Annotated in this window: 17 protein-coding genes; 9 read left to right on the top strand and 8 right to left on the bottom strand. The window is 73.4% G+C overall.

The genetic code is table 11. The features are described from left to right. Positions 1-246: 246 nt before the first annotated feature. Positions 247-1,023 (top strand): sulfite exporter TauE/SafE family protein, encoded by a 777-nt coding sequence (locus tag ACH4S7_RS32290; protein ID WP_398524923.1) that lies wholly within the window; start codon positions 247-249, stop codon positions 1,021-1,023. Between the two features lie 335 nt (positions 1,024-1,358). Here ACH4S7_RS32290 and ACH4S7_RS32285 read toward each other — a convergent pair whose 3' ends face one another. Continuing rightward, positions 1,359-2,165 carry a GntR family transcriptional regulator gene (locus tag ACH4S7_RS32285; protein ID WP_398524922.1) on the bottom strand — a complete coding sequence of 269 codons (807 nt, stop codon included), beginning with the start codon at positions 2,163-2,165 and terminating at the stop codon, positions 1,359-1,361. Positions 2,166-2,342: 177 nt separating this feature from the next. Here ACH4S7_RS32285 and ACH4S7_RS32280 point away from each other — a divergent pair, with 177 nt between their 5' ends. From ACH4S7_RS32280 to ACH4S7_RS32265, 4 genes are all read left to right on the top strand, one after another. After that, positions 2,343-3,104, top strand: coding sequence for a tyrosine-protein phosphatase (locus tag ACH4S7_RS32280; RefSeq protein WP_398524921.1), 762 nt, complete (start codon positions 2,343-2,345; stop codon positions 3,102-3,104). Between the two features lie 41 nt (positions 3,105-3,145). Then, the gene (locus ACH4S7_RS32275) at positions 3,146-4,459 is read left to right on the top strand and encodes an MFS transporter (RefSeq protein ID WP_398524920.1); all 1,314 of its coding nucleotides are present in this window, start codon (positions 3,146-3,148) and stop codon (positions 4,457-4,459) included. 55 nt (positions 4,460-4,514) lie between these two features. Beyond that, positions 4,515-6,323 (top strand): glycoside hydrolase family 3 protein, encoded by a 1,809-nt coding sequence (locus ACH4S7_RS32270; RefSeq protein ID WP_398524919.1) that lies wholly within the window; start codon positions 4,515-4,517, stop codon positions 6,321-6,323. 442 nt (positions 6,324-6,765) lie between these two features. Then, the gene (locus ACH4S7_RS32265) at positions 6,766-7,581 is read left to right on the top strand and encodes a hypothetical protein (protein ID WP_398524918.1); all 816 of its coding nucleotides are present in this window, start codon (positions 6,766-6,768) and stop codon (positions 7,579-7,581) included. Between the two features lie 367 nt (positions 7,582-7,948). Here ACH4S7_RS32265 and ACH4S7_RS32260 read toward each other — a convergent pair whose 3' ends face one another. Continuing rightward, complete coding sequence (locus ACH4S7_RS32260) at positions 7,949-11,797, bottom strand: hypothetical protein (protein WP_398524917.1); 3,849 nt, start codon at positions 11,795-11,797, stop codon at positions 7,949-7,951. 182 nt (positions 11,798-11,979) lie between these two features. Between ACH4S7_RS32260 and ACH4S7_RS32255 the strand changes: the two genes are divergently transcribed. The 3 genes from ACH4S7_RS32255 (at position 11,980) to ACH4S7_RS32245 (ending at position 16,777) form a co-directional block, all read left to right on the top strand. Beyond that, positions 11,980-12,156 carry a hypothetical protein gene (locus ACH4S7_RS32255; protein WP_398524916.1) on the top strand — a complete coding sequence of 59 codons (177 nt, stop codon included), beginning with the start codon at positions 11,980-11,982 and terminating at the stop codon, positions 12,154-12,156. Positions 12,157-12,290: 134 nt separating this feature from the next. Further along, positions 12,291-15,482 (top strand): lantibiotic dehydratase, encoded by a 3,192-nt coding sequence (locus ACH4S7_RS32250; RefSeq protein WP_398524915.1) that lies wholly within the window; start codon positions 12,291-12,293, stop codon positions 15,480-15,482. Beyond that, on the top strand, positions 15,479-16,777 hold the full coding sequence (locus ACH4S7_RS32245) for a lanthionine synthetase C family protein (RefSeq protein WP_398524914.1): 1,299 nt from the start codon (positions 15,479-15,481) through the stop codon (positions 16,775-16,777). The genes ACH4S7_RS32250 and ACH4S7_RS32245 overlap by 4 nt, the downstream gene beginning before the upstream one ends. Before the next feature lie 23 nt (positions 16,778-16,800). Here ACH4S7_RS32245 and ACH4S7_RS32240 read toward each other — a convergent pair whose 3' ends face one another. The 6 genes from ACH4S7_RS32240 to dnaK all read right to left on the bottom strand — a co-directional run bounded on the left by ACH4S7_RS32240 (position 16,801) and on the right by dnaK (position 23,819). Next, positions 16,801-17,064 carry a UBP-type zinc finger domain-containing protein gene (locus tag ACH4S7_RS32240; protein ID WP_398524913.1) on the bottom strand — a complete coding sequence of 88 codons (264 nt, stop codon included), beginning with the start codon at positions 17,062-17,064 and terminating at the stop codon, positions 16,801-16,803. 201 nt (positions 17,065-17,265) lie between these two features. Further along, positions 17,266-19,917, bottom strand: coding sequence for an ATP-dependent chaperone ClpB (gene clpB / locus ACH4S7_RS32235; RefSeq protein ID WP_398524912.1), 2,652 nt, complete (start codon positions 19,915-19,917; stop codon positions 17,266-17,268). Continuing rightward, positions 19,908-20,294, bottom strand: a complete 387-nt coding sequence (locus tag ACH4S7_RS32230) for a chaperone modulator CbpM (protein WP_398524911.1) — start codon at positions 20,292-20,294, stop codon at positions 19,908-19,910. Before ACH4S7_RS32230 ends, clpB begins: the two co-directional genes overlap by 10 nt. Next, on the bottom strand, positions 20,291-21,334 hold the full coding sequence (locus ACH4S7_RS32225; RefSeq protein ID WP_398524910.1) for a DnaJ C-terminal domain-containing protein: 1,044 nt from the start codon (positions 21,332-21,334) through the stop codon (positions 20,291-20,293). The genes ACH4S7_RS32230 and ACH4S7_RS32225 overlap by 4 nt, the downstream gene beginning before the upstream one ends. Before the next feature lie 7 nt (positions 21,335-21,341). Then, positions 21,342-21,926, bottom strand: a complete 585-nt coding sequence (locus tag ACH4S7_RS32220) for a nucleotide exchange factor GrpE (RefSeq protein ID WP_398524909.1) — start codon at positions 21,924-21,926, stop codon at positions 21,342-21,344. Positions 21,927-21,935: 9 nt separating this feature from the next. Continuing rightward, positions 21,936-23,819 carry a molecular chaperone DnaK gene (gene dnaK, locus ACH4S7_RS32215; protein ID WP_398524908.1) on the bottom strand — a complete coding sequence of 628 codons (1,884 nt, stop codon included), beginning with the start codon at positions 23,817-23,819 and terminating at the stop codon, positions 21,936-21,938. 275 nt (positions 23,820-24,094) lie between these two features. Here dnaK and ACH4S7_RS32210 point away from each other — a divergent pair, with 275 nt between their 5' ends. Continuing rightward, on the top strand, positions 24,095-25,894 hold the full coding sequence (locus ACH4S7_RS32210; protein WP_398524907.1) for a PucR family transcriptional regulator: 1,800 nt from the start codon (positions 24,095-24,097) through the stop codon (positions 25,892-25,894). Positions 25,895-25,922: the final 28 nt, after the last annotated feature.

Below are 25,922 nucleotides of genomic sequence, written 5' to 3'. Positions count from 1 at the left end.
CGGACACTCCTCACGCCACCGTGACAGCAGGGGCGTGACGGGGCCGTCGTCCCCGTGTCGCCGAAGCGTTGCCAGGGCGGTGCCAGCGAGGTGTCCGGTCAGTGTGAGGTCGGTTTCCGCGGACGGAGCATGGCCGCGCCCCCCTGACCTCCGCTGACCTCCGTTCATGAACATCGTGTTGCCGATGTGTTGGTCGAGAGCGGCCCGCACCGATACTGACCCGACGATTCCGGTGCGGGGGCGACGATGGATTGGTGGCTGGGCGGCCCGCTCGCGGGGTTGTTGATCGCGCTCGTGACCGCGCCGGTCGGGGTGTCGGGCGCGGTGTTCCTGCTCCCGGTCCAGCTAAGCGTGTTCGCCGTGCCCAGCCCCGCGGTCACACCGACGAATCTCCTCTTCAACGTGGTGGCTGGACCGGGCGCCCTCTGGCGTCACCGCCGCACCGGCGCCCTGCGGGGCACACTCACCCGGCGTCTGGTCCTGGGCACGCTGCCGGGAGTCGTCATCGGCGCCGTCATCAGAGTCGTCGCCCTGCCCGGCCCCACCGTCTTCCGGCTCCTCATTGCGGGTCTGCTGCTCCCGCTCGGCCTATGGCTGATCGCGCGCACGCTCCGCCCCGTACGCGACCGACCCGCCGCCGAGCCCGCGCCTCGTACGGTCACCGCGCTCGCCGTCGCCGTGGGCGTCGTCGGCGGAATCTATGGGATCGGCGGCGGCTCCCTCCTCGGGCCGATGCTCGTCGGCAGGGGAATGCCGGTCGCCCAGGTGGCCCCGGCCGCCCTCGCGTCGACCTTCGTGACCTCGGTCGCGGGCGCCGCGACGTTCGCCCTGCTGTCCTTGGTGGACGGCGGGGAGGTGGCGCCCGACTGGCCCCTCGGCCTGGCCTGTGGTCTCGGCGGGCTGATCGGCGGCTATCTCGGCGCCCGCCTCCAGCCCCATCTGCCCGAGCGGGCACTGCGGCTCCTGCTCGGCACCCTGGCCGCCTCGATCGGTGCCCTGTACGCCGTGCGGGTACTGGGCTGACCCCGACCGCCGAACCGTCACTCCCCATCCCCCGGGGGTGCCCTCCGAGGGCTCGTCACATCGTTGGAGGGAGTGAACTTCCCAGCCGGTCCGGTGCCTCCCGGACGAGGTGTACGGGGGGATCGAGGGTGAACCCCAGTCCTCCGGGCGGGGGGAACGACCACCACCTCCGCACCGCCCTCGTACGCTATCCCTGAAGCTAAACCTCAGGGTGAGAGTGGTGCCTTGTTCGCCGGCCGCCACGGTTGCCACGGTCCCGCCCCCGGGCTGGTGAGGCGTGCGTCATCCGCACGTCGGTGCCCGTTCGCCCCGCGCTGCGGCCGGACGGCGGAGGCTCAGCCGGCGTCGGGCGCGGCCGTGCCCCCGGTGGCGCCCGGCTGGCGGAAGTTCAGGACGAAGCGGGCCCGCTCGCCGTGAATGCGCCGTCGTACGTAGAGCACGGGCTCGCCGGCCGGGGTACCGCTGACGCCTTCGCGGACCAGCAGCGGACTGCCGGCCGGTACGCCCAGCGCGTCGGCGTCGCCGATGTCCGCCCCGATGGCGCTGAACGCGCGCCAGTCGTACTCCAGGACGATGCCGGCGGACCCGGCCAGGGCGCGCACCACGTTGTCCGTCCGCCCCGGTGTCGCCAGTTCCCCGGGCAACAGCGCGGACGGCATCCAGTAACTGCTGACGCCCCACGGTTCACGGCCGAGGGAGACCACGGTCTCGACCCGCGTCAGGCCGTCGACGGTACGGCCGAGATGGCGTGCCGCCTCCTCGTCCACGGCGCCCGCGGAGCCGTGCCGTACGGCGGTGATCAGCTCGCCGAAGTCCGGGTTCCCGCCGTCGACGGGGCCGGCCAGTGAGGCGTGCACACTGCCGATGTCGACCACCTGACTGCGGGGGTCGACCGCGATCGAGACCCGGGCGACGGGCGGGCGGACAAAGGTGCCGATGCCGCGGCGGATCTCGATCGCGGCGGCGCGTTCCAGTTCGGCGACGGCCTCACGGATCGTCAGGCGGTTGACCTCGAACTCCGAGCACAGCTCCGGCTCGCTCGGCAGCCGGGAGCCCACCGGGAACTCCCCGGTGTCGATGCGCTCCTGGATCAGGCGGGCCAGTTGCAGATAGCGCGGGATGGTCCTTCGGTGGCTCGTCACCCCTGGATCCTACGGAGCCGTCGCACCGCCGAGGGGGCCGGACGGGGCTCGTCCGGGGGTGCTGGATCCGGCCTTCGCCGGATGTTCATGTCCCGCTCACCCGGGAGAGCGGGACAGCCACTCTTCGACATCTATACATCTAGATGTCCGAAGTCGCCCTTCCGTTGAGAGGCCCCCATGTCCCTGTTGAACTTCCGCGACCCCGCCCGCACCGCCGACCCCCGGGGGGACCGGATCAGCCGGGGCGTCCTCTTCCGCTCCGCCCAGCCGTTCCCCGTGGCGGGCCCCGGCACCGTGGCCCTGCTCCGAGCCGAGGACGTGCGGACGATCGTCGACCTTCGCGGCGCCTCCGAACGACGGCCGGACGACTGGACCGCCGCCGAGCGAGCGGGCATCACGGTCGTCCGGGCACCGCTGGACGCGACCGGCGCCGGCGCCGGACCCGATCCGCTCGCGCTGGTCACCGACGCCGACCTCGGCCACTTCTACCTCGCGCTGGCCCGCTCTGCACCCCGCGCGCTGGCCGACGCGGTCTCCGCCGTCGCACGGCCCGGTGCCGTCCTCGTGCACTGCGCGGCCGGCAAGGACCGTACGGGCCTGTTGGTGGCGCTGCTGCTCGAACTGCTCGACGTCCCGGAGGACGGGATCGTCACCGACTACGCGCGCACCGCCGACGATCTGCCGCGGGTCCTCGCCGCCCTGGCCGGCGCCGCGGGAGCCGCCCCGCTGAACGACCGGGCCCCCGCCGTCGGCGGTCGCACGGTCCCCGCCCCGTTGCTCCAAGCCCCGCCGACCGCGATCCGGGTCTTCCTCGACACCGTCCGCACCCGCCACGGCGGCGCCGGGGAGTTCCTGCGGAGCCACGGTGTCGACGCCGCCGCACTCGCCGCGTTCCGCGCGAAGGCCGCCGTCCCGGCCGGCACGGCCCCCGGTCGCTGACCGCTCCCGCTCACCACGCGACCGTCCAGGAGGACCCACCCATGAACGGAACCCTGACCACCCTCCCCGCGCCGGCGGCCGGCCCCGCGCCGGACACCCCGCGCGCCGCCCCGCGCCGGATCATCGTGGCCCTGGTCAGCACCGAACTGCTCATCACCTTCGCGCTCGCGACGCCGATCGTCGCCACCCTCGGCCTGAAGGTCAACGAGATAGCACCGGACCGGAAAGAAGAGGTCCTCGCCCTGGTGATGGCGGTGGGAGCCGTCGCCGCCTTCCTGCTCAACCCCGTCTTCGGCCATCTCTCGGACCGCACCAGAAGCCGGTTCGGCCGCCGCCGGCCCTGGATCCTCGGCGGACTGGCGGCCGGCCTGCCCGCCACCGCGGTGATGGCCACCGCCACCACGTCCACCCAGTTGATCGCCGGCTGGCTGCTCGCCCAGGCCGCCTACAACGCTGCGCTCGCCGCGCTGTCCGCCGTCATCGCCGACCGGGTACCGCCCCACCAGCAGGCCACCGTGTCGGGCCTGTTCGGCTCGGCCGCCTTCGCGGGCGTGGTGCCCGGACTCGTCCTCGTCGGGCTGCTGCCCGGCAACACCACCGCGCTGTTCCTCATCCCGGCGGCGGCAGGTGTGGTCGGCGGCGCGCTCGCCTGGACCCTGCTGCGCGAGCCCCCGACGCCGGCCGCCGCCCCCGCCGCGCCGGTGAGCGTACGCACCGTACTCGGCAGCCTCCTGTTCGACCCCCGTACCGCCCCGGCTTTCGCGGTGGTCTGGAGCCAGCGCTTCCTGCTCCAGTTCGCCAACGCGCTCATCGGGACCTTCGGCCTGTACTTCCTGATGTCCCGGCTCGATATGACCACCGCCCAGGCCGCCGCACTGCTCTCGGCCACCGGACTCCTCTCCCTCGCCGGAAACGTGGTGGCAGCCGCGGTCTTCGGCAGACTCGCCTCCCGGACCGGCGCCTACCGGGCCTTCATCGTCGGCTCCGGCGTGCTGATGACCACCGCCATGGTGATCAAGATGGTCTCCGCGTCCGTGTGGCCGGTTTATCTCGCCACCGTGCTGGCCGCCATCGGACTGGGCGCCTTCTACGCCGTCGATCTCGCCCTGGTGCTCCGGGTGATGCCCCAGGACGGCGACTCCGCCCGCTACCTCGGGGTGTTCAACATCGCCAAGGCGCTGCCCCAGACCCTGGCGCCGCTGCTCGCACCCCTGCTGCTGGCCCTCGGCACCGACCCGGTCGGGGCGTCCCCGGAGAAGAACTACTTCGCGCTCTTCCTCGGCGGCGCGCTGGCCGCGCTCCTGGCCACCGCCCTGACCCCGCTGATCCGCCACCCGCGGCTGACCCGCGACTGACCCGCCACCGACCGACCGCCCCCGCCCGATGCCCCGACCCCCCGGAGACCCGACCGTGCCCGTACCCACGCTGCACCACCACGACGGAACACCGTTCCGGGACCTCAACCACAACGGCACCATGGAGCCGTACGAGGACCCCCGGCTGCCCGTGGCCGACCGCGTTGACGATCTGCTGGCCCGGATGACCCTGGCGGAGAAGGCCGGACTGATGTGCCACGGCCGGATGCTCGCCGGTGACGACGGCCCGCTGCCCTCCGGGGCCGAACTGATCACCGAACGCCACCTCACGCACTTCGCGATGATGCGGGTGCCGTCACCCGGCGCCATGAGTCGCTGGAACAACCACGTCCAGGACCTCGCCGCCGCCACCCGGCTCGGCATCCCGGTCACCCTGTCGTCCGACCCCCGGCACGGCTTCGTGTCCAACCCGGCCACGGCCCACACCGGCGGTGGATTCAGCCCGGGCCCGGAACCGATCGGTCTCGCGGCGACTGACGACCCCGCCCTCGTGGCGGAGTTCGCCGCCGCCGTCGGCCGGGAACTGCGGGCCGTCGGCATCCGGCTGGCCCTGCACCCGATGGCGGACCTGGCCACCGAACCGCGCTGGGCCAGGATCAGCGGCACCTTCGGCGAGGACGCCGACCGCGCCGGCCGGATCCTGAGCGCCTACATCCGCGGGATGCAGGGCGAGACCCTCGGCCCCGACAGCGTCGCCTGTATGGCCAAACACTTCCCGGGCCACGGCCCGCAGGAGCGCGGCGAGGACCCGCACTTCGCCTACGGCAGGCGACAGTCCTTCCCGGGCCGCAATCTCGCCTACCACCTGCGGCCCTTCGAAGCCGCCTTCGCCGCCGGAACCGCCCAGATCATGCCCTGCTACTCCATCCCGTCCGGCAGCGGACTGCCCGAGGTCGGCGCGAGCTTCAGCCGGGAGGTCATCACCGGACTGCTGCGCGGTCACTACGGATTCGACGGCGTGGTCTGCACCGACTTCAACGTCCTCACCGGCATGGACATCCCCGGCATCGGATCGGTGCCACCCCGGCCCTGGGGCGTGGAGCACCTCTCGACGGCCGAGAGACTGCTGATGCTGCTGGACGCCGGAGTCGACCAGCTCGGCGGCGAGACCGACCCGGGACCGCTGATCGAGGCGGTACGCGCCGGCACGGTGGCGGAGGAGCGCATCGACCGGTCCGCCCGCCGCATCCTGCGGGACAAGTTCCGGCTCGGCCTGTTCGACAACCCCTATGTCGACCCCGACGCCGCCGACGCGCTCGTCGGCAGTACCGAAACCCGCGCGCTCGGCCGTCAGGTGCAGCGCCGCTCCCTGGTCCAACTCGTCCGCCGCCCGGAGGCGTTCGCGGGGCTCCCCGATTCACCCGCGCTGTACGTGGAGAACATGGACCCGGAGGTGGCCGCGCGTTACGGCCGGGTCGTCGCGCGCCCCGAGGACGCCGACCTCGCCGTCGTACGCCTCCAGGCCCCTTACGAACAGCGGGAGTCACCCATGGAACAGCATTTCCACGCAGGGTCCCTCGACTTCCCGCCGGAGGAGCTCCAGCGGCTCGGTGCGCTCTGCGCCACCGTACCCACCGCCGTCGACGTCTTCCTCGACCGGCCCGCGATCCTGACCGGCATCGCCTCCCAGACGGCCCTCCTGACGGGCAGCTTCGGGGCGTACGACGATCTCGTGCTGGACGTGGTGTTCGGGCGCTCGGTGGCCGGGGGAGTGCTGCCCTTCGATCTCCCGTCGTCGATGCGAGCCGTCGAATCCTCCCCCGAGGACGTGCCGTTCAGCACCCCGGACCCGCTCTTCCGGTGCGGCCACCGGGTGACGCCGGAACCAGCGCGGCCCACCTGACGGAGGTCGCCCCCCGCCGGGGGGGACCTCCGGTGCGGTCCTGAGCGGCCTTCGAACTCCCCCAGGCGGTAGCACGGTCCGCCGTACCGGGGGTGTGCGGCGGAACGACCGGCACGCCCGCCCACCGCGCCCGTGTCACGCTTCCGCGCCCGATCCCACTCGTCCGTGAAAGCCCGTGGGGAGACCTCTCCCGCCGGGGGGCGCACGGCCACCTGTCGGGGTGATGACACGGTCGTGGGCGCGAACCGACGCGTACCAACCACTCTTCCGGGCAAGGATGTTGGTGTGCACACCGCGCCGGACGGGTGACACCGTGCCCGGGGGACGGAGTCCTCCGTCGTGTGCCGTCCCGGCTCCCGGCACGTCACCCGGGGGGCGGCGGTCGGGCTCGGGCATGAGTACTATGCGGCACCACATCAGGTACGACGGAGAGCGAGCGGCGATGTCCAACGAGCCCGACGGTGCCACCATCAACGAGGTCAGGGACCGGTACGCGGCACAGTTCGCGGACGACCTGGCGGCGAACGTGCGGGAACAGGAGGAGATCCGTACCCGGCTGGTCGAATGGGAGTCCCGGCTGAGCCTGCTGGAGAAGGACCATGCCCTGCTGTCGACGCTGCGGGGTGCCGTGGTGGCACCGACCGCCGCACCGGCGGCCGACGCACCCCCGGCGCAGGCCGAGTCCGGGGCCGACCCAGCGGCCGTGGAGACCGCGCAGGTCACGGTCGTTCCGCGGCCGAGGCGGGCACGCGAGGCAGGGAGCGGTACCCCGAAGCGCCGAACGGCGCGGAAGGCCGCACAGCCCGCGGGCGAAGCCGAGGCGAAGAGCGAAGCGGGCGAGGCGAGCGACACCACGAAGAAGGCTGGCCGAGCCAGGACCGGTACCAAGGCGAAGACGGGAACCAAGGCGAAGACCGGCACTACGGCGAAGGCGGACGCCACGGCGAAGCCCGACGCGGTGGTGGCGACGGAGGCGAAGCTCACGCTGCGCGCCGCCGTCCTGGAGCTGCTGCGGCAGCACCATGAGCCCCGTACGGCCCGTGAGGTCACCGAGGGAGTGACGGGGGCTTACCCCCAGTTCACGCCGACCCTCGCCGTCGTCCGGGACGCGTTGAACGCCCATGTGGCGAAGGGCCGGGTGGAACGTGAGGACCGGCAGAACGCGGTGTGGTACACCGCTGTCGGTTCCGATGGAGCCGGGTCCGTGCCGACGGACGCCCCCGCGGCGGCCGAGGAGAGTGTCACCGCCGGCGTCTGACCGGACGGGTGGCAGGCGGAGTGCCGGGGGCCGGGGGCTCCGGCATCCGCCGCCACCCCCGGCCGGTGGCCGTCCTGGTGCCGGGACGGGGGCCCCGGCCGGGGAAGTCGACCGGAAGTTCCCCTGACCCCCCGTCGTTTCCACGGCGGTTGACGGCCGCAGCGCCCGTCCGCACCAGCCGGTCGGACGCGCCTGCCACGCCCGTGGCGATGAGCGGTCCACGACACCACGGCGCTCCAGCCGCAGTCGGTCACGGCCGCACGATTCTCCGTGTCATGCACCCCGTCCGGTACGGACACAGCCGCACGGACGAGGTGTCTCCGGCCGCCCTCGGGGCCTCCGACGAGGGACCGTTCCCCACGCCGCGTCAGGAACCACAGGGCGGGGAGTACGGGAGCCCCCGCACATACCGGCTCCACTGCGCGGGTGTCACCGGGGGATGGGCGGTACGGCAGATCCGCCGGGCGACCCGCTCGACGTCCAGGTCCCAGAGCCGCACCGTGGTGTCGTTGCTCGCCGTGGCCAGCCGTCGGCCGTCCGGGCTGAACGTCACACCCTGCACGGTGTCGGTGTGACCGGTGAGTGTCGCGTGGTGCGTGGGACGGTGTGGGGTTTCGAGGTCCCAGAGCCGGACACCGCTGTCCTGGCCCGCGCTCGCCAGGGTCCGTCCGTCCGGCGCGAAGGCGACGGCGTTGATGGTGGCCGGTTGCGGCAGCGCGCTGAGCTGTCGGGGGCCGCCCCCGCCGCGTACGTCCCACAACCGCACCGTGCGGTCGTCCCCCGCGGTGGCCAGCAGACCGCCCCGGGGGCTGAAGGCCACCGTCTGGACCCGGTGGGTGTGCCGGAGCGTCGCCAGTTCCCTCGGGCGGCGCGGGTCGGTGACGTCCCACAGCCGCGCGGTACGGTCCCAGGACGCGGTGGCGGCCGTCCTCCCGTCGGGCGAGAAGGCCACCGCGCCCACGCTGTCGGTGTGGCCCGACAGTTCCGCCAGCTCCGGCGACCGGTTCGGTCCTGCGAGGTCCCAGAGGCGTACGGTGCGGTCGTCGCCGGCGGTGGCCAGCAGCCGGCCGTCGGGGCGGAACGCCGCGGCGTAGACCTCGTCCGTGTGGCCGGTCAAGGTCGCCAGTCCGACCGGGCGCCCCGGGTCGCGAATGCTCCACAATCGGGCCGTACGGTCGAGTCCCACGGTCGCCAGCGTGGCCCCGGCCGGGCTCGCCGCCGCCGCGTGGACCGCGCCGCCCAGGGTGGCCGTGGCCGTGACGCGGCCCGGGTCCGCGACGTTCCACAGTCGGGCGACACGATCCCGGCCGACGGAGACGAGACGCTGACCGGACCGGTCGAAGGTCACCCCGTACACGGGTCCGCCGTGGCCGGACAGTGTCGGGGCGGGAATGTCCCACAGCCGGGCCGTCTGGTCGTCGCCGACGGTCGCGACGGACCGGCCGTCCGGGCTGAACGCCGCCGACACGACACCGGCGATATGCCCGGAGAGCGTGGCCAGTTCCCTCGGGCGGCGCGGGTCGGCGACGTTCCACAGTCGGGCGGTGCGGTCTCCCGACGTGGTGACCAGCATGGTCCGGTCGGGGCTGAAGGCCACGGCCAGGACGGCGTCGGTGTGCCCGGAGAGGACGGTCAGCGACGCAGGATCCCGGGGGTCGGTCACGTCCCACAGGCGTACGGTCCGGTCCGCACCCGCCGTGGCCAGGACCATCCCGCCTGGTGCGAAGGCCACCGATGTCGTCGTCCCCCGGCCGGGGAGCACCGCCAGCCGTGCCGGCTCGCCCGGATCGCCGACGTCCCACAGCCGGACCGCCCGGCCGGAGCCGGCCACCGCCAGCGTCCTTCCGTCCGGCGAGAACGCCGTGGCCGTGGTGATGCCGGTGGGGTCGGCCAGTACGGCCCGCTGACCGGGCCGGGCCGGCCGTGACAGGTCCCAGAGGCGTACGGTCCGGTCCGCGCCGGCCGTGGCGAGGGTACGGCCGGCGGGGGAGAACGCCAGCGATGTGACGACACCCGTATGCCCCGCGAGATGGCCGGCCTTGACCGGACGCCGGGGATCAGTGACGTTCCACAGACGGACGATATGGTCCTCGCCCGCCGTCGCCAGGAGTGTCCCGTCGGCCGAGAACGCCACCGAAGCGGTGACCTCCACCCGGCCGGGCGAGACCATCAACTCCTGGGCACCGCGCGGCAGGTCCGGGCCGGTCAGGGTGGTCAGTTGCCGGGCGCGGTGCCGCTCGCCGACGTCCCAGAGCCGTACCGCGTCGGCGCCCGCCGTCGCGAGGACCCGCCCGTCCGGGCTGAAGTCCACCGCGCGCAGCACGTCCCGGTGGCCCGTCAGCCGGGTTGCGTAGGGCGTGGCGAAGGAGCTGAGTAGACTCCCGCGCGCCTCCGGACCGGGGGAGTGCCGGTACGCGGCGAGGCCGAGCTGTACGGCGAGCGCGGGCTTGGCGGTGCGTAACGCCCGCGCCGCGTCGGCGATCTGCCGGGAGAGCGTCGCGTTCCGCTGCCGAGCGGCGTCGTCCGCCTCCTGGACGGCGACCACGGTGGCGCCCACCGTGAGGGCGAGCAGCACCACGAGCACGCCGACCAGCCGGCGGAATCGGCGGGCGGCCCGGCCGGCGGTGGACCGTTCCCGTTCCTCGGCGGCGATGCTGGCTTCGAGGAACCCCCGCTCACGGGGGAGGAGTGAGGTGTCCCGGCGCGCAGCCCACTCCCGGGCCACCGCCAGCCGGGTCCCCCGGTAGAGGGCCCCGGCGTCCCGGTCGAGCGCCTCCCAGTCACCCGCCGCCTCGGCGAGCCGGTGGTGGACCCGGCCTCCCTCGCGGTTCTCGGCCAGCCAGTCGCGCAGCCGTGGCCAGCCGCGGACCAGGGACGCGTGGGCGATCTCCACGCGGTCGTCGCCCAGGGTCAGCAGCCGCGCCCGCGCCAGCGCGTCCAGTACTTCGGCGGTCTCGGTACCGGCATCCAGATCACTCCGGCGGATCCGACGCGGCGTGTCCTCCCCGGCGCCACCACCGGGTGCGACCAGGCGCAGCAGGACGTTCCTGGCCCGCTCCCGGCGTCCCGGTGGGAGCGTTCCGTACGCGTTCTCAGCGATCCGCGCCAGCGTGCCGTCGATACCGCCGACGGCCTGGAAACCGGTGAGCGTCAGGGTGTTGCCGCGTCGCCGGTGCCAGGTCTCCCGCAGGGCGTGCGCCAGGAGGGGGAGGGCGCCCGGCGGTCCGCTCGCCTGTGCGACGAGCGCGGCCAGCAGGGCGCCTTCGACGGCGCAGCGGGCCTCGGCGGCCGGCCGGATGATCGCGAGACGCAGTTCGTCGGCGCTCATCGGGCCGACGGTCAGGGGGTGGTCGCGCACGGCCGGGACGAGACCGGAAGGGAGCGCATGGTGTGCCGAGACGTCGGCCCGGACGCCGAGGACGATCCGGCAGCGGCTGTCAGCCGCCCGCGCGGCCACGATCAGTGCCTCGGTGAACCCGGCGCGTTCGGTGTCGTCATGGCAGCGGGTGAAGACCTCCTCGAACTGGTCGACCACCAGGAGCAGTTCCCCGTCCGGCGACTGTCCGGCCAGCGCCCGGAGGACCGTTCGATGCAGCCCGCGCGGATCGGCGCGGAGCTCCTCGTGGAGCCTGGCCGGCACGTCCCCCACGGCTCCGGCGGCGTGCTCCGCACACTTCCGCAGTGGCTCGGCGCCGGGGGTGAACAGCAGGACGGTCCAGGGGCGGTCCCGTGCGCCGGCGACCAGACCGGCGCGCAGCAGGGAGGACTTGCCGACACCGGACGGGCCCACCACGGCGACGAGCCGGTCGCTGGAGACCCGCGCGAGCAGTTCGTCGGTGAGCCGCTCACGGCCGAAGAACCGGTCGGAGTCATCGGACTGGAACGCGTCCAGGCCCGGATATGGCGCCGGTGTGCCGTCGTCCTCGGCCCGTGCCGTGGCGGCGGCCCGGGCGGCGGCGACTTCGTGCCAGCGCCGCTCCCACGCACCGACGTCCCCCTCGCACGCCCGGACGTAGGCCACCGTGACGGACAGGCTCGGGAGCTTCCGCCCGCCGGCCGCGTCGGACAGTGCCCCGGCCGAGTAGTGGGCGCGCCGGGAGAGTTCGCGATAGGGCGGGTTGCCGGCCGCCTGACGGAGACCGCGCAGGCCGGCCGCGAAGGTCAGTACGTCGTCGTCGCCCTCGCCCCAGTCCAGCGGCCGCTCGTAACGAGGCACTGATCAACCCCCGTCCCTCGGTGGTCTACGGTGCGGAACTTAGTCGTTCGGCAGAGGGGTGTCGACAGCGAACACCGTGACTGGCCTATACAGACGGGGCGGCCCCGGTCGTCACCTCTGTGGCCGGGGACGTACGGATCGGTCATCGATCGCGCCGTTCCCCTCGACCGAAAGGACCAGTCATGCCACCTGTGGCGACGATGCCGGAGCAGTCGCTGGACGACCCCTTCGACCTGGACGTCCGGGAGATCAAGGTGATCAACGAAGGGCAGGAGGTGACCGCTACCGGGTTGACCTGCACGCTGTTCACCTGTCCGGCGCTGACCTGTGGAACGTCCTGTACCGGCGGCGGCTGCTGACGGACACTCCGCTGGCGACCGGCCCGTCGGCCGGCCGCGTATGACGGGGTCGCGGGCGCCCCCTCGCACGAGTGGGCGTCCGCTCTCCGTACCCGCCCGGACAGGACCCGCCCGGAAGTGGAGGACCAGCCGGTATGACCCGCGAACCACTGTTCCGCTGTACCGATGTCGCCATGCTGCGCGCGCCGGTCCATCCGGTCGCACGGGCCTCCTGGCGGGGTACGGCCGCCGACGGGCGGGACGACGGCGTCGGCGCGCTGGCCGAACTGCTGGCGGATCCGCTGGTGGGGGAGGCGCTCGCGATCTCCAGCCCATCGCTGGCGCACCGGCTGGACGCCCTGCTCGCGCCCGGCACCGCCGTGCACCGCCCGGCCGATGTGCGCCGCGCGCTGCGGGCGCTGACGAGCTACCGACTCCGGATGGCGACTCGATGTACCCCGTTCGGACTGATGGCGGGCGTCGCGAAGATCGAATTCGTGGACGATCCCGCCGACGCCAAGGTCCGGCTCGGCACCGGGCACCGCCGCCATGTCCGGCCGGATCTGGAGTGGCTGAACGGCGTCGTCCGCGCGTACGAACTGCGGCCGGAGGGGCTGCGGGTCGTCCTCAACAACCTCTGCTTCGTCCGGGGGGACCGGTTCGTCCTGCCGTACGTGCCGAACAGCGCGGAGTCCAGGCGGACCCGGACGGCCGTACAGGAGGTGAGCGTGCGCCACACCTCCGCGATCCGGGCGGTCGCCGGACTCACGGATACGCCGATCCACTACCGCGACCTCGCGGACCGACTGGCCGGGACGTTCCCCACCGTGCCCGGCACCACGATCGACGGGATGCTCCGGCAGCTCATCGGCAAGGAGTTCCTGCTCACCGAGGTACGGCCCGGGATGGACACCCTCGACCCGCTCGACCATGTCACCCGGGTCGTGAACACCGCCACCCCCGGCACCGTGGCCTATGAACTCGTCGCCCTCCGCCAGGACCTGGACCGTTACGCCGCGCGACCGCTCGGAGCGGGGCGGCCCGCACTGGCGGCGGTACGGGAGCGGATGCGGGGACTCGCACCGGGAGAACGACTCGTCCAGGTCGACCTGGCGCTCGACGCGGACGTGGCCCTGCCGCGCGCCGTCGCGGCGGAGGCCGAACGCGCCGCGACACTGCTGTGGCGGCTCGCGCCGCGGGAGCCCGGCACCGCGACACTGCGCCAGTACCACAACGACTTCCTGGAACGGTACGGCCGGGACCGGCTGGTCCCGCTGCGGGAACTACTCGATCCCGACATCGGACTCGGCGCCCCGGCCGGCTATCTGATGCCACCCACCCCCCGGGTCCGGCGTCCGGAGGACACCCGGGACATCGACCGGGACCGGGCCCTCGCCGAACTCGCCCAGGAGGCGATGCTCTCCGGCCGGACCGAGATCGAGCTGACCGACGACCATCCCCTGCTGACCCGGTTCACCTCCGACGATGGCCGGCCCCCGGCCTCGCTCGACCTGCACACCCATCTGATCGCCCCCTCGGTACAGGCCCTGCGGGAGGGAGACTTCCGGCTGGTCGTCATCGGCGGCCTCGGGCCCGCCGCGGCCAGTTTCGGCCGGTTCGCCCATCTGCTCGACGACGCCACCCGGGACGAGTGCGGCGCCGTCGCCCGCACGGGTGCCACCCGGGTGCCGGGGGCGCGGCCGGTGCAACTCACCTACCAGGTGCGCACCCCGCGCGGTGCCAATGTGTCGCAGGTGCCGCGCTGGGCGCCGGACCTCCTGCCGGTGGCGGCGTTCGCAGAGACGGGTGATCCGTCCGTGTGCCGGCTCGGCGATCTGGCGGTCGGCGGCGATGTCCACGGGATGTATGTGATCGACACCAGTACCGGTGGGGAGATCGCACCGACCGCTTTCCATCTGTTGAACGCGGAGAACGAGGCGCCGAACACGGTCCGCTTCCTGCGGGAGGTCGGCGCGGTCGGCGTGCGCCGCTGGACGCCCTGGAGCTGGGGCGGCCTCGCCGCGCTGCCGTACACCCCCCGGGTCCGGTACGGCCGCAGCGTGCTCGCGCCGGCCAGATGGCGGCCGACCGACCGGCTGTGCGACCAGGAAGCGCCGTTCGCGGAGTGGGCCGCCGGCCTCGCGGCCTGGCGGGAGCGCTGGCGGGTGCCCGGCGGGGTCTGTCTGTGCTACGCGGACCAGCGGATCGAACTGGACCTCGGTGCAGCGGCACACCAACGGCTGCTCCGGGACGAGCTCCGGCGCCGCAGCGACCACATCACCCTGACCGAGCTGCCGTCCGACACCGGAGCGGGCACGGGATGGCTCACCGGGCCGGACGGCGCGCACCGCAACGAGGTGGTGTTCCCCCTGGTGACCGCCGCACCGGCCACCCCCGCCCAACGCACCACCCCCGGCCGGCCGACCACCCCCGGCCGGCCGACCACCCCCGGCCGGCCGACCACCCCCGGCCGGCCGACCGGCCGCGGCCGTCCCGCGGCGGCGGGCCACCCGCCCGGCGGCGCATGGCTGTACGCGTCGGTGTACTGCACCTCCGAACGGCAGGACGAACTACTGCCCGCCGTAACCGCGCTGACCGCCGGCCTGGATGTCGACCGCTGGTTCTTTCTGCGCTACGGAGATCCCGACCACCATCTGCGGCTGCGTTTCCACGGCTCCCCCGCCGTGGTCACCGGAGAGGTGCTGCCGCGGCTGACGGCCTGGACGACCACGCTGCGGGAGAGCGGCATGGCCCGAAAACTGGTACTGGACACCTACGACCCCGAAGTGGAGCGGTACGGCGGACCAGCGGCCATCGAGGCGGCCGAACGGGCCTTCCACGCCGACAGCGTCGCCGTCATCGAGCAGCTCCGGCTGCTCGCCTCGGGCCGACTCGACGTCGATCCGGTCCTGCTCGCGGCGGCCAACTACGTCGACCTGGCCGCGCGGTTCTGGTCCGACGCCGAACAGGGGGCCGACTGGGTGGTGAGCACCTTCGCCGGGACCACCGAGCACCGCGCCTTCCAACGCTGCCGCAGGACCGCCCTGGAACTCATCGGCCCGCACGACAACTGGGCCGGGCTGCGCGCCGTCCCCGGCGGGGAGGCCGTCCTCGACTCCTGGGCGGCGCGGGCCGAGGCGGTGACCCACTACGGACGCCTCCTGCGGGAGGCCCCGGGCGAACGGGAGGCCCGCCCGGGCCCGCCACCCGCGGCGATCCTGGCCTCGCTGACACATATGCACCACAACCGTCTCGTGGGGCTGGACCGGGAGGCGGAACTGCGGTCCCGGGCCGTCGCACGCGGCGCCATCGCCGCCCACCGGGCCCGGCGCAGGGCGGAACGATGACCGCGCACGCCGTCGCGCGACGGACCGTGACCGAGATCGCGGAGCGGCTGACCGACACCGCCCGGGTGATCGCGGTCGTCACGGCCGACGGCAACCTGGATCGCCCCCCGGAGATGCTGCCGCGCGCGCCGTGGTCGTCCCTGTCCCTGTCCGACGGACACCCCGGTATCGCGCTGCTCTTCGCGGAACTCGCCCACAGCGACCCCCGGTACCGGGAGCACACGCACCGGCAACTGGTCGCCGCGGCCCGTGAACTGGTCACCGGCCCCGCCGACGCACTGTTCGCCGGACTGCCCGCGGTGGCGTTCGCGGCCCGCTGCGCGCAGCGGACGCCCCGTGACTACGCCACCCTCCTCTCCCGGCTGGAGAAGCACCTGACGGCGGGGCTCCGGGCGCGCCTCACCATCGAGACCGGACGGCTGGACCGGGGGGAACCGGGCCTGCCCGCTCCCGTCTACGACGTGATCGGCGGCGTCTGCGGGCTGGCGAGATATCTGCTCGACTGGCTGCCCGCCGAGCGGGACCTGCTGCTGGACACCCTCGCCTATCTGGTGCGGCTGACCGATCCGGTCCCCGCCCACGGCCACGTCGTCCCCGGCTGGTGGGTACTGGGGGCGCCGGCGCTCGGGCAGCGGGAGCGGTACCCTCAGGGACATTTCAATCTGGGCATGGCCCACGGAGTCCCCGGCGTGATGACCCTGCTGGCCCTCGCCCACGAGGCGGGCGCCGAGGTGCCGGGGCAGACCGAGGCCATCACCCGGATCGCCGACTGGGTTCTGGACCGGCGGATCGGCGACGGACAGTGGCCGTCCGCCATTCCGTTCGAGGCCGAGGTCACCGGGGCGTTCGTCGACTCGGGCACCGGGCCGGCGTGGTGCTACGGGACGGCGGGGGTCGCCCGCTCGCTCTTCCTGGCGGGTCGGGCGCTCGACCGCGCCGACTGGCGGCGCACGGCCGTCGACGCCTTGGCGGTGGCGCTGCGGAGGACGGACGCCATGCCCGACTGCGGACTGTGCCACGGGTGGGCGGGCCTGCTCCATATCGCCGCCCGCACCGCCCGCGACTCCGGTGACCAGCGACTCACCGACCGCCTCCCGGAACTCGCCGGCCGGATACTGGACCGCTTCGACCCCACCGCGCCGTTCGGCTACCGCGGTGACGGCGCGGGCGGACAGCGCGGTGTCGACCGTGCGGGCTTCCTCGAAGGAGCCGCGGGGATCGCCCTGGTACTGCACGCCTGGGCATCGGGCACCGCCCCGGCCACCCCGTGGGAGCGCGCCCTGATGCTCAGTTGAGCCCCCCGGGGGACAGCCCGCGCTCAGACCATCGCTTCGTGGACGAAGCACCAGCGCCAGTCCTCGCCCGGTTCGAAGGACTGCACGATGGGGTGCCCCGAGGTCTCCACGTGCCCCCGGGCGTGCCGCATGGGGGAGGAATCACAGCAGCCCACGTGGCCGCAGGTCAGACAGAGGCGCAGATGGACCCAGGCGGTTCCCTCGCGCAGACAGTCCTCGCAGCCCTCCGGAGTTCTGGGCTCGACGGGCCGGATCATGGCGAGGTGCGGGTCGAGTGGGATGGTCATGATGGCCTCCGGTGCAGGGGGTCAGCCGGTGAACGAGTGGTCAGTGAGCGCCTTCCCCTCTTCCAGGCGCGACACGGGTGCGATGCGGGGGAGCACGGCACGGCGGTCGCCGCACCCAGGGCGGTCCTTCGCGCCGGCGGGAGGACCGGCGGTCCCGGTCGTGGACGCCGCGGCGGACCGTACCGCCGGCCGGGCGCGCTCTCACGAGGACACCCCGGCCCCGGCCGGAGGCTCCCTGGCCCCGTCCTCCTGGAAGGTGACGGTCAGGTCGTCGTCCCGGGCGTCGAGCAGGACGGTCACGTCGTCCCGCGCCTCTCCGCTGAGCAGCGCCCGCCCGATCCGGGTCTCGACCTCGTGGGAGATGAAGCGCCGCAGCGGCCGGGCCCCGTAGACCGGGTCGTACCCCTCGCTCGCGATCAGCCGGCGCGCGGGCTCGGTGAGGGTCAGGGAGATGCGCTGCTCGGCGAGGCGCCGGCGCAGCTCGTCCATGAGCAGATCGACGATCCGCTCGATCTGGGCGAGGCCGAGCGGGTGGAAGAGGACGATATCGTCCACCCGGTTGAGGAACTCGGGGCGGAAGTGACCGTTCAGCTCGCCCATCACCCGTTCCCGGACCTCGGGTGCGATCCCGCCGTCGTCGCCGGCGTTCTGGAGCAGGTACCCGGAGCCGAGGTTCGAGGTCATGATGATCACCGTGTTCCGGAAGTCGACGGTGCGCCCCTGGGCGTCGGTGATCCGCCCGTCGTCCAACACCTGGAGCAGGGTGTTGAAGACGTCGGCGTGCGCCTTCTCGATCTCGTCGAAGAGGACCACGGAGTACGGTTTGCGGCGCACCGCCTCGGTGAGCTGGCCGCCCTCCTCGTAGCCCACGTATCCGGGCGGCGCGCCGACCAGCCGGCTGACCGTGTGTCGTTCCTGGTACTCGCTCATATCCAGGCGCACCATGTTGCCCTCGCTGTCGAACAGCGCGGCGGCGAGGGTCTTGGCCAGCTCCGTCTTGCCGACGCCGGTGGGGCCGAGGAAGATGAACGACCCGATCGGGCGGCGCGGGTCGCGCACCCCAGAGCGGGCCCGGATCACCGCGTCGGCGACCAGTTGGGTGGCCTCGTCCTGTCCGACGACCCGCTCCCGCAGGATCTCGTCCAGCCGGAGCAGCTTCCGCCGCTCCCCCTCCTGGAGCCGGGTGACGGGGATCCCGGTCCACGCGGAGACGATGCCGGCTATCTCGTCGGCCGTGACCACCTCGCGCAGCAGCCGGCTCTCGCCCTGCCGGACGGCGAGCCGTTCCTCCTCGGCCGCGAGGCGGCGCTCCAGTTCGCCGACGGTGCCGTAGCGGAGCTGGGCGGCCCGGTTGAGGTCGTAGGCGCGTTCGGCCTCCTCCGCCTCCTGTCGGGCGCCCTCCAACTCCTGGCGGAGTCCCTGCACGCGGCGGATGGCCTGGCGTTCGGCCTCCCACTGCGCGTGTTTGGCGTCCACCTCGCCCCGCAGGTCGGCCAGTTCGCGGCGCAGGTCCTCCAGCCGGGTGCGGCTGGCCGGATCGGTCTCCTCGGCCAGCGCGGTCTCCTCGATCTCCAGCCGGGTGGCCCGGCGGGTGAGTTCATCGAGTTCGGCCGGCATGGAGTCGATCTCGGTGCGCAGCCGGGCGCACGCCTCGTCCACCAGGTCGATGGCCTTGTCGGGCAGGAAGCGGTCGGTGATGTAGCGGTGGCTGAGGGTGGCGGCGGCGACCAGCGCGCCGTCCTGGATCTTGACACCGTGGAAGATCTCCAGCCGCTCGCGGATGCCGCGCAGGATGGAGATCGCGTCCTCGACGGTCGGTTCGTCCACCAGGACGGTCTGGAAGCGGCGTTCGAGGGCGGCGTCGGCCTCGATGTGCTTGCGGTACTCGTCGAGCGTGGTGGCGCCGATCATATGCAGCTCGCCACGGGCCAGCATCGGTTTGAGCATGTTGCCGGCGTCCATGGCGCCCTCGGCGGCCCCGGCCCCGACCACGGTGTGCAGTTCGTCCACGAAGAGCAGGATCGCGCCCTCGGCCCCCTTGACCTCCGCCAGGACGGCCTTGAGGCGCTCCTCGAACTCCCCCCGGTACTTCGCCCCGGCCACCAGGGAGCCCATGTCGAGCGAGAACACCGTCCGGTCCCGCAGCCCCTCCGGTACGTCGCCGCGCACGATCCGTTGGGCCAGCCCCTCCACGACGGCGGTCTTGCCGACCCCGGGCTCACCGATGAGCACGGGGTTGTTCTTGGTCTTGCGGCTGAGGATCTGGATGACCCGCCGGATCTCGGCGTCCCGGCCGATCACGGGGTCGAGCCTGCCGGTACGGGCCTCCACGACCAGATCGCGCCCGTACTTCTCCAGGGCCTCGTAGGCGGCCTCCGGGGTGGCCGAGGTGACCCGCTGGTTCCCGCGCACCCCGGTGAGCGCGGCGAGGAAGCCGTCCTTGGTGACGTGCTGCTCGGCGAGCCGCCGGCCGGCGGCGGTGGCCGGCCCCTCGTCCAGCAGGGCGAGGACCAGGTGTTCGGTGGAGACGTACTCGTCCTTGAGCCGCCTGGCCTCCCGCTCCGCCGTGTCCAGCACCCGGGCGAGGCGCTGCGTGACCATCAGCTGTCCGGGGGTCGCCCCGGGTCCTGTGGTGCGCGGGCGCCCGGCGAGATCGCCCTCGACGGCGTCCCGCAGCGCGACCGGGTCGGCGCCCGCGCCGGCCAGCAGCCGGGTGGTGAGGCCGTCCCGCTGATCGAGCAGGGCCAGCAGCAGGTGCTCCCCGTCGACCTCGTTCTGTCCCGACCGCACTGCCAGGCTCCGTGCTTCCTGCAGAGCCTCCTGGGACTTCTGGGTGAGGCGGTTCATGTCCATGGCGTTCGCTCCTCGGCGGCGCGTTCGCTCTGCCGCAGCGCGGTTTCGAGACGTTCGATGCGGTCGAGCAGATCGAGGACGACCCCGACGGCGGCGTAGTTGAGGAAGAGTCCGCTGCGCAGCCGCTGCACCCGGGCGACGGCCGACGGGGCGGTCGTACGGAACCACAGCCGCCCGGCGGCGTCCCGTTCGGCGTCGACCAGTCCGAGGGCGACGAACCGGCGGACCATGTCGGGCGGCAGACCACTGCGCCGGGCGACACCGCTGAGGGGCAGCAGGTAGGGGGTGGACCGGTGGATCCGTACGAGCGGGTACCGGCGGGCGGCGGGATCGCCCCGGCCGGCCTCGTCGGCCGGGAACGGCTCATCGGCTCTCATGGCTGCTTCCTCGGATTCTCCGGGTCGCCAGGGTTGCCCGGGGTTCTCGGGTCGCTCGGGGTTCTCGGGTCGAAGGACGAGGCGGCGGCCAGTTCCTCGAACAGCTCGCGTTCGCGCGGGCTCGGCGAGGAGGGCACCGCCACCTGGATCTCGGCGTAGAGGTCGCCGGCGGTCCCCTTGGGGTGGGGCATCCCCTCGCCGCGCAACCGCAGTCGGCGGCCGGTGGAGCTGCCCGGGGGCACCCGCACCTTGACGGTCCCGCCGGGGGCGGTGACCGGCACGGTCGCGCCCAGTGCCGCCTCCCAGGGCGTCACCGGCAGATCGACGTGGAGGTCCCGGCCGGTGAGCCGGTAGCGGGGGTGCGGGGCGACCCGGACCACGAGGTAGAGATCACCCGCCGAACCCCGGCCCCGGCCCCGGCCGCCCTCCCCGGCGAGCCGGACACGCTGGCCGTCGACCACCCCGGCCGGGATGTTCACGTCATAGCCGCGCTCGCCGCCGGGGCCACCGAGGGTGATCTTCCGGCGACCACCGTGGTACGCGTCCTCGACGGTGAGCGTGAGTTCGGCCTCCTGGTCCGCGCCGGGTGCCGGTCCGCCGCCCCGGGCCGCCCGGCCGCCGAACACGCCGCCGAAGAGGTCTTCGAAGTCGATGCCGGAGGTGTCGAAGCCGGAAGCGTCGAAACCGACGTCCGACCACCCGCCGGTACCGCCGCCGGCCGGTCCCCGGCGCCCGCCGCTCCCCCCGAACGGGCCGCCGCCGTACGTACCGCCGCCGAAGCCCTGGGCGGCGGCGACACGTTCGTCGTAATCCTCCGGAATCTGCCGGAAGTCGGGGCCGAACCGGTCGTACCGCTGCCGGGTGTCCGGGTCGGAGAGGACCCCGTACGCCTCGTTGATCTCCTTGAAGCGTTCCTCGGCGGCCGGATCGCGGTTGATGTCCGGGTGGTGGCGGCGGGCCAGGGTGCGGAACGCCTGCTGAATCTCGGCGGCGTCGGCGGTGCGGGGGACGCCGAGCACCTCGTAGTAGTCGCGTGCCACGGCGGGCTCACTCGGGCTTCCGGCTCACGGTCACGGTGGCGGGCCGTAGCTGCCGCCCCGGCTCGCCATAGCCGGGGCGCATCATCTGGACGACGGTGCCCGGCGCGGTGTCGGCGGAGTCGACCACGGAGACGACATCGTGCCGCTGCGGGTCGAACGGGATGCCGGTCTCGTCGTCGCGCGGATACCCGAGGCCCTTCAACACGTCCACGGCCTGGTCGCGGACGGCCCGCACCCCGCTGACGACCGCCCCGGGCTCCGCGTCGGCGTGCGCGAGGGCCAGTTCGAGGTTGTCGACGACCGGGAGCCAGGCGGCGGCGACCCTGGCGCGCTCGGCCGCCAGCTCCCGCGGCAGGTCGCGCGCGTGGCGCTTGCGGAGGTTGTCGAGATCGGCGAGGGCGCGCCGCCACCGGTCCGTCAGCTCCGCCGGGTCGTACTCCGGCGGTACGGGCGGTGCCGCGGGTGCGGTGGATTCCGGTGTGTCCCGCCACAGCTCGGGCGGTGACTCCGGCGCTGCCTCCGGAGATGACGTCGGCGGGGGGCCGTGCGGGGGCGTGCCTCCGGCGGGACGGTCCCGGTTGTCGTCCGACATGGCGCCCCCTCAGCTCCGGTCGAACTCGGCGTCGATGACATCGTCGTCGCCACCGGGCGGGTCGCCCGGCCGGTCCGCACCGGCGGCCTGGTCCGGCCCTGCGGAGTGGGCGGCGAGCGACGCGTGAATCTGCTGGAGCTCGGAGGTCAGGGGGCGTACGCGGTCCAGCGGCGCCTCCTCCTCGACGGCGGTACGCGCCTCACCGGTGAGGAGTTCCGCGCGGGCCCGCTCGTGCGCGGGAGCGGCGTCGCCGAGTTCACCCAGCCGGCGCTCCACCTGGTACGCGACCGCGTCGAGTTCGTTCCGGGCGTCGACGGCCGCACGCAGGGCCAGGTCGGAATCGCGGTTGCGGGTGGCCTCGTCGATCATCCGCTCGACGTCGGCCGGGTCGAGGTTGGAGCCTTCGCTGATCGTGATCGACTGTTCGGCCGCCGTCTCCTTGTCCTTGGCGCCGACCTTGAGGATGCCGTTGGCGTCGATGTCGAAGGTGACCTCGATCCGGGTCTCGCCGCGCGGCGCGGCCGGCAGGTCCGCCAGCCGGAACCGGCCCAGGACCCGGTTGTCGGCGGCCAGTTCGCGTTCGCCCTGGAGGACCACGATGTCCACGGCCGGCTGGTTGTCCTCCGCCGTGGAGAAGACCTCGGAACGCCGGGCGGGGATGGTGGTGTTCCGCTCGATGATCCTGGTCATCACGCCACCCGCCGTCTCCACCCCCAGCGAGAGCGGAGTGACATCCAGCAGGAGGACGTCCTTGACCTCACCCTTGAGCACCCCGGCCTGCACGGCCGCGCCCAGCGCCACCACCTCGTCCGGATTGACGCTCATATTGGGGTCCTTGCCACCCGTCAGCCGCCGCACCAGCGCCTGTACGGCGGGGATCCGGGTCGAACCGCCGACCAGGATGACCTCGTCGATATCGTTCTCGGTGATCTTCGCGTCGCCCATGGCCTGCTTGACCGGCCCCAGACAGCGCTCCACCAGATCGGCCGTGATCTCGTCGAAGGTCGAGCGGCGGACCGTCTCCGTCAGATGCTTCGGCCCGGCGGCGTCGGCGGTGACGAACGGCAGGCTCACCTGGGTCTGGGTGACCGAACTCAATTCGGTCTTCGCCTTCTCGGCCGCCTCGAAGAGTCGTTGCAGGGCCTGCGGATCCTTGCGGAGATCGATCCCCTCGGCCCGCTGGAACCCGTCCGCCAGATGGTCCACCAGCCGCCGGTCGAAGTCGTCGCCGCCCAGATGTGAGTCGCCGGCCGAGGAACGGACCTCCACCACGCCGTCACCGACGTCCAGAATGCTGACGTCGAAGGTGCCGCCGCCGAGGTCGAAGACCAGGACGGTTTCATGGCCCTTCTTGTCCAGGCCGTACGCCAGCGCCGCGGCGGTCGGCTCGTTGATGATCCGCAGCACCTCCAGACCCGCGATCTTCCCCGCGTCCTTGGTGGCCTGACGCTGTGCGTCATTGAAGTAGGCGGGGACCGTGATGACGGCCTCGGTCACCCGTTCGCCGAGCGACTTCCCGGCGTCGTCGGCCAGTTTGCGCAGCACCTGCGCGCTGATCTCTTCCGGTGCGTACTGCTTGCCGTTCACATCGAAGCGGGCCACCCCTCCGGGGCCCTCCACCACATCGAAGGCGACCGCCTTGGACTCGTCGGAGACCTCGTCGTAGCGGCGGCCGATGAATCGCTTCGCGGAGGTGATGGTGGACTGGGGATTGAGGATCGACTGCCGGCGCGCGAGCTGCCCGACCAACCGCTCGCCCGTCTCGGAGAAGGCGACCACCGAAGGAGTCGTTCTGGCTCCCTCGGCGTTCGGGATCACGGCCGGCTCGCCCCCCTCCCAGGCCGCGATGACCGAGTTGGTGGTGCCGAGGTCAATACCGACTGCCTTGGCCATGGGAATCTCCTCCGTCGCGACGCGAACCGAACGGCACGGCCGGACGGCATCCGGCCGGGACCGCCGGGGGGAGAGCACGGACCACAGCGGCCACACCTCTCCCGAGGGTCACGTGGAACCCGTCCCGATTCTTCGGCCCGGCAGGACCAAATCCACGGTGGCCATCCGGTCCACCAGGTCAGGACAGCGGCCGGGCTCGCTGATGAGGGCAGGTGCCGGTCGGCGTAGCGTGGGAGGCGGAGTCGGACGAGCCACGAAACCCCGAACGGATACCGATGGACGCTGCCCCCTCCGGAACGGCCGCGCCGTCCGGTCCGGTATCGCGGCCCGCAGCCGCGCGGCCCGCTTATCCCCGCCTCGTCGCGGCGATACTCGACCGCTGTGACGAGCGCGGGACGCTGTGGACGGCCATGGCGGCGGTCGCCGCCAGCGGACCGTTCGCCGCCGAAGCGGCCTACACGACGGGCGGCCACGGCCCCCCACGACGGTGCCCACCACCTCACCCGTCCGGCGGTACGGCGGGGTCCGCGAACAGCGCCGGAGCGACCGTCCCGGCCGACCCCCTCACTCCGCTGATCAGCGCCTTGGACGGGTACAGCCGGTACTTCGACGAACCGGACGGCACCCGGATACGGGCCATCGCCCTGCGTCACCGCGACCACTGTCTCGGCTACCTCGCCGTCCGACTCCTGGCCACCCCGTCGGACCGGGAGACCGCCGACGCCGACCTGATCGCCCGGCGAGCCGGCGCGGCCCTCGCCCGGCACCGGGATACCCCCGAGCGGGGGATGCGGGCGGGGCGGGAGGAGCGGGGGAGCACCCGGGGCACCGGGCCGGCCGCACCCGGCGCCGACCTCGACACCACCGTCGTCCGCCTCGCCGCCCGCAGCGCGTTCCACGAGGCCCTCGCCCGCGCCGCCGCCTCCGGCGAGGGCGAGCGGGGCATCCTCAGGATCCTGTACGAGCACACGGGACTCCCCGCGCTCACCGAGGACCTCTTCGGTAACCCGCGCGCCCGCGCCGGTCCCGGCCCGTCCGGACCACGCCCCGCGCCGGGCGCGCGGCAGCCGGGGGCGCACCGCGCGCCCGGGGCCGTCCGCGATCACGACCGGCTGATCGTCCCCGTCGCGATGGCCGGTGACCCGCTCGGGCTGGTCGCCCTGGTCGACCCCGATCGGCGGGCGACGGACGCGGACGCCGCCGCGCTCGAACAGACCGCGCTGGTCCTGGCTCCGCACCTCGCGCACGAGCGCAGACTCGCCGAGCTGGAACCCCGGCTGCGCCATGATCTGGTCGAGCGGCTGATCTCCGGCACGGCGACCGACGACGTGTTCGGCCAGGCGGCCGTGCTCGGCCATGACCTGCACCGTCCGCACCGGGTCGCCGTCCTGCGGTGGTCCGGCACCCCCGATGGGCCAGCGGTCTGCGACGCCGTCGAGCGGGCGGCCCGGCGGCTGCGGCTGGCCGTCCTCACCGGCTCACGCGGTCCGACCGCCGTCGCCCTGTTGGCGGGCCGGGAGACGGCGGGCGACGCCCTGTACCGGGCGGTCTCGGCCGAACTCGGCACCGACTCAGGGGCCGTCGGGGTCGGCGGCCCCTGCGACGGCTTCGCGGAGCTACCGCACTCGTACGAGGAGGCCGTTCGCGCCCTCGCCGTACGGCGCAGATCCCATGAGCCGCACGGTGGCACCGGATTCGAGGAACTCGGCCTCTGCCGGGTGATGGGCATCGGTGACGGCGAGCGGGAGACCGATCGATTCGTCCGCGAGTGGCTCGGCGCGCTGCTGGACTACGACGCCCGCCACCGCACCGAGCTGGCCGCGACCCTCTCGTACTACCTGGAGAACGGCGGCAGTTACGACGCGACGTCAGCGGCCCTGCGCGTCCACCGGAGCACCGTGCGCTACCGGCTCCAGCGCATCCGCGCGGTCACCGGTCACGACCTCGGCGATGTCGACACCCGGCTCAACCTCCATGTGGCCAGCCGGATCCACCATGTGCTCGACCGTCCCCGGGGACCGTCTCCCGGCGGGAGGGAGCCGGTGATCCCGGATCCGGCGGACGAGGCCCGTTGAAGGCGGTAGGTTGCTGACCATCGTTGGG

The organism is Streptomyces sp. NPDC020965, from assembly GCF_044333555.1.
Classification (GTDB): Bacteria; Actinomycetota; Actinomycetes; order Streptomycetales; family Streptomycetaceae; genus Streptomyces.
This window is presented reverse-complemented; position numbering and strand designations above follow the sequence as displayed.

Coding starts and splice junctions, on each gene's coding strand:
- ACH4S7_RS32290 (WP_398524923.1), top strand. CDS start 247: ATGGATTGGTGGCTGGGCGGCCCGCTCGCGGGGTTGTTGATCGCGCTC.
- ACH4S7_RS32280 (WP_398524921.1), top strand. CDS start 2,343: ATGTCCCTGTTGAACTTCCGCGACCCCGCCCGCACCGCCGACCCCCGG.
- ACH4S7_RS32275 (WP_398524920.1), top strand. CDS start 3,146: ATGAACGGAACCCTGACCACCCTCCCCGCGCCGGCGGCCGGCCCCGCG.
- ACH4S7_RS32265 (WP_398524918.1), top strand. CDS start 6,766: ATGTCCAACGAGCCCGACGGTGCCACCATCAACGAGGTCAGGGACCGG.
- ACH4S7_RS32255 (WP_398524916.1), top strand. CDS start 11,980: ATGCCACCTGTGGCGACGATGCCGGAGCAGTCGCTGGACGACCCCTTC.
- ACH4S7_RS32250 (WP_398524915.1), top strand. CDS start 12,291: ATGACCCGCGAACCACTGTTCCGCTGTACCGATGTCGCCATGCTGCGC.
- ACH4S7_RS32245 (WP_398524914.1), top strand. CDS start 15,479: ATGACCGCGCACGCCGTCGCGCGACGGACCGTGACCGAGATCGCGGAG.
- ACH4S7_RS32240 (WP_398524913.1), bottom strand. CDS start 17,064: ATGACCATCCCACTCGACCCGCACCTCGCCATGATCCGGCCCGTCGAG.
- clpB (WP_398524912.1), bottom strand. CDS start 19,917: ATGGACATGAACCGCCTCACCCAGAAGTCCCAGGAGGCTCTGCAGGAA.
- ACH4S7_RS32230 (WP_398524911.1), bottom strand. CDS start 20,294: ATGAGAGCCGATGAGCCGTTCCCGGCCGACGAGGCCGGCCGGGGCGAT.
- ACH4S7_RS32220 (WP_398524909.1), bottom strand. CDS start 21,926: ATGTCGGACGACAACCGGGACCGTCCCGCCGGAGGCACGCCCCCGCAC.
- dnaK (WP_398524908.1), bottom strand. CDS start 23,819: ATGGCCAAGGCAGTCGGTATTGACCTCGGCACCACCAACTCGGTCATC.
- ACH4S7_RS32210 (WP_398524907.1), top strand. CDS start 24,095: ATGGACGCTGCCCCCTCCGGAACGGCCGCGCCGTCCGGTCCGGTATCG.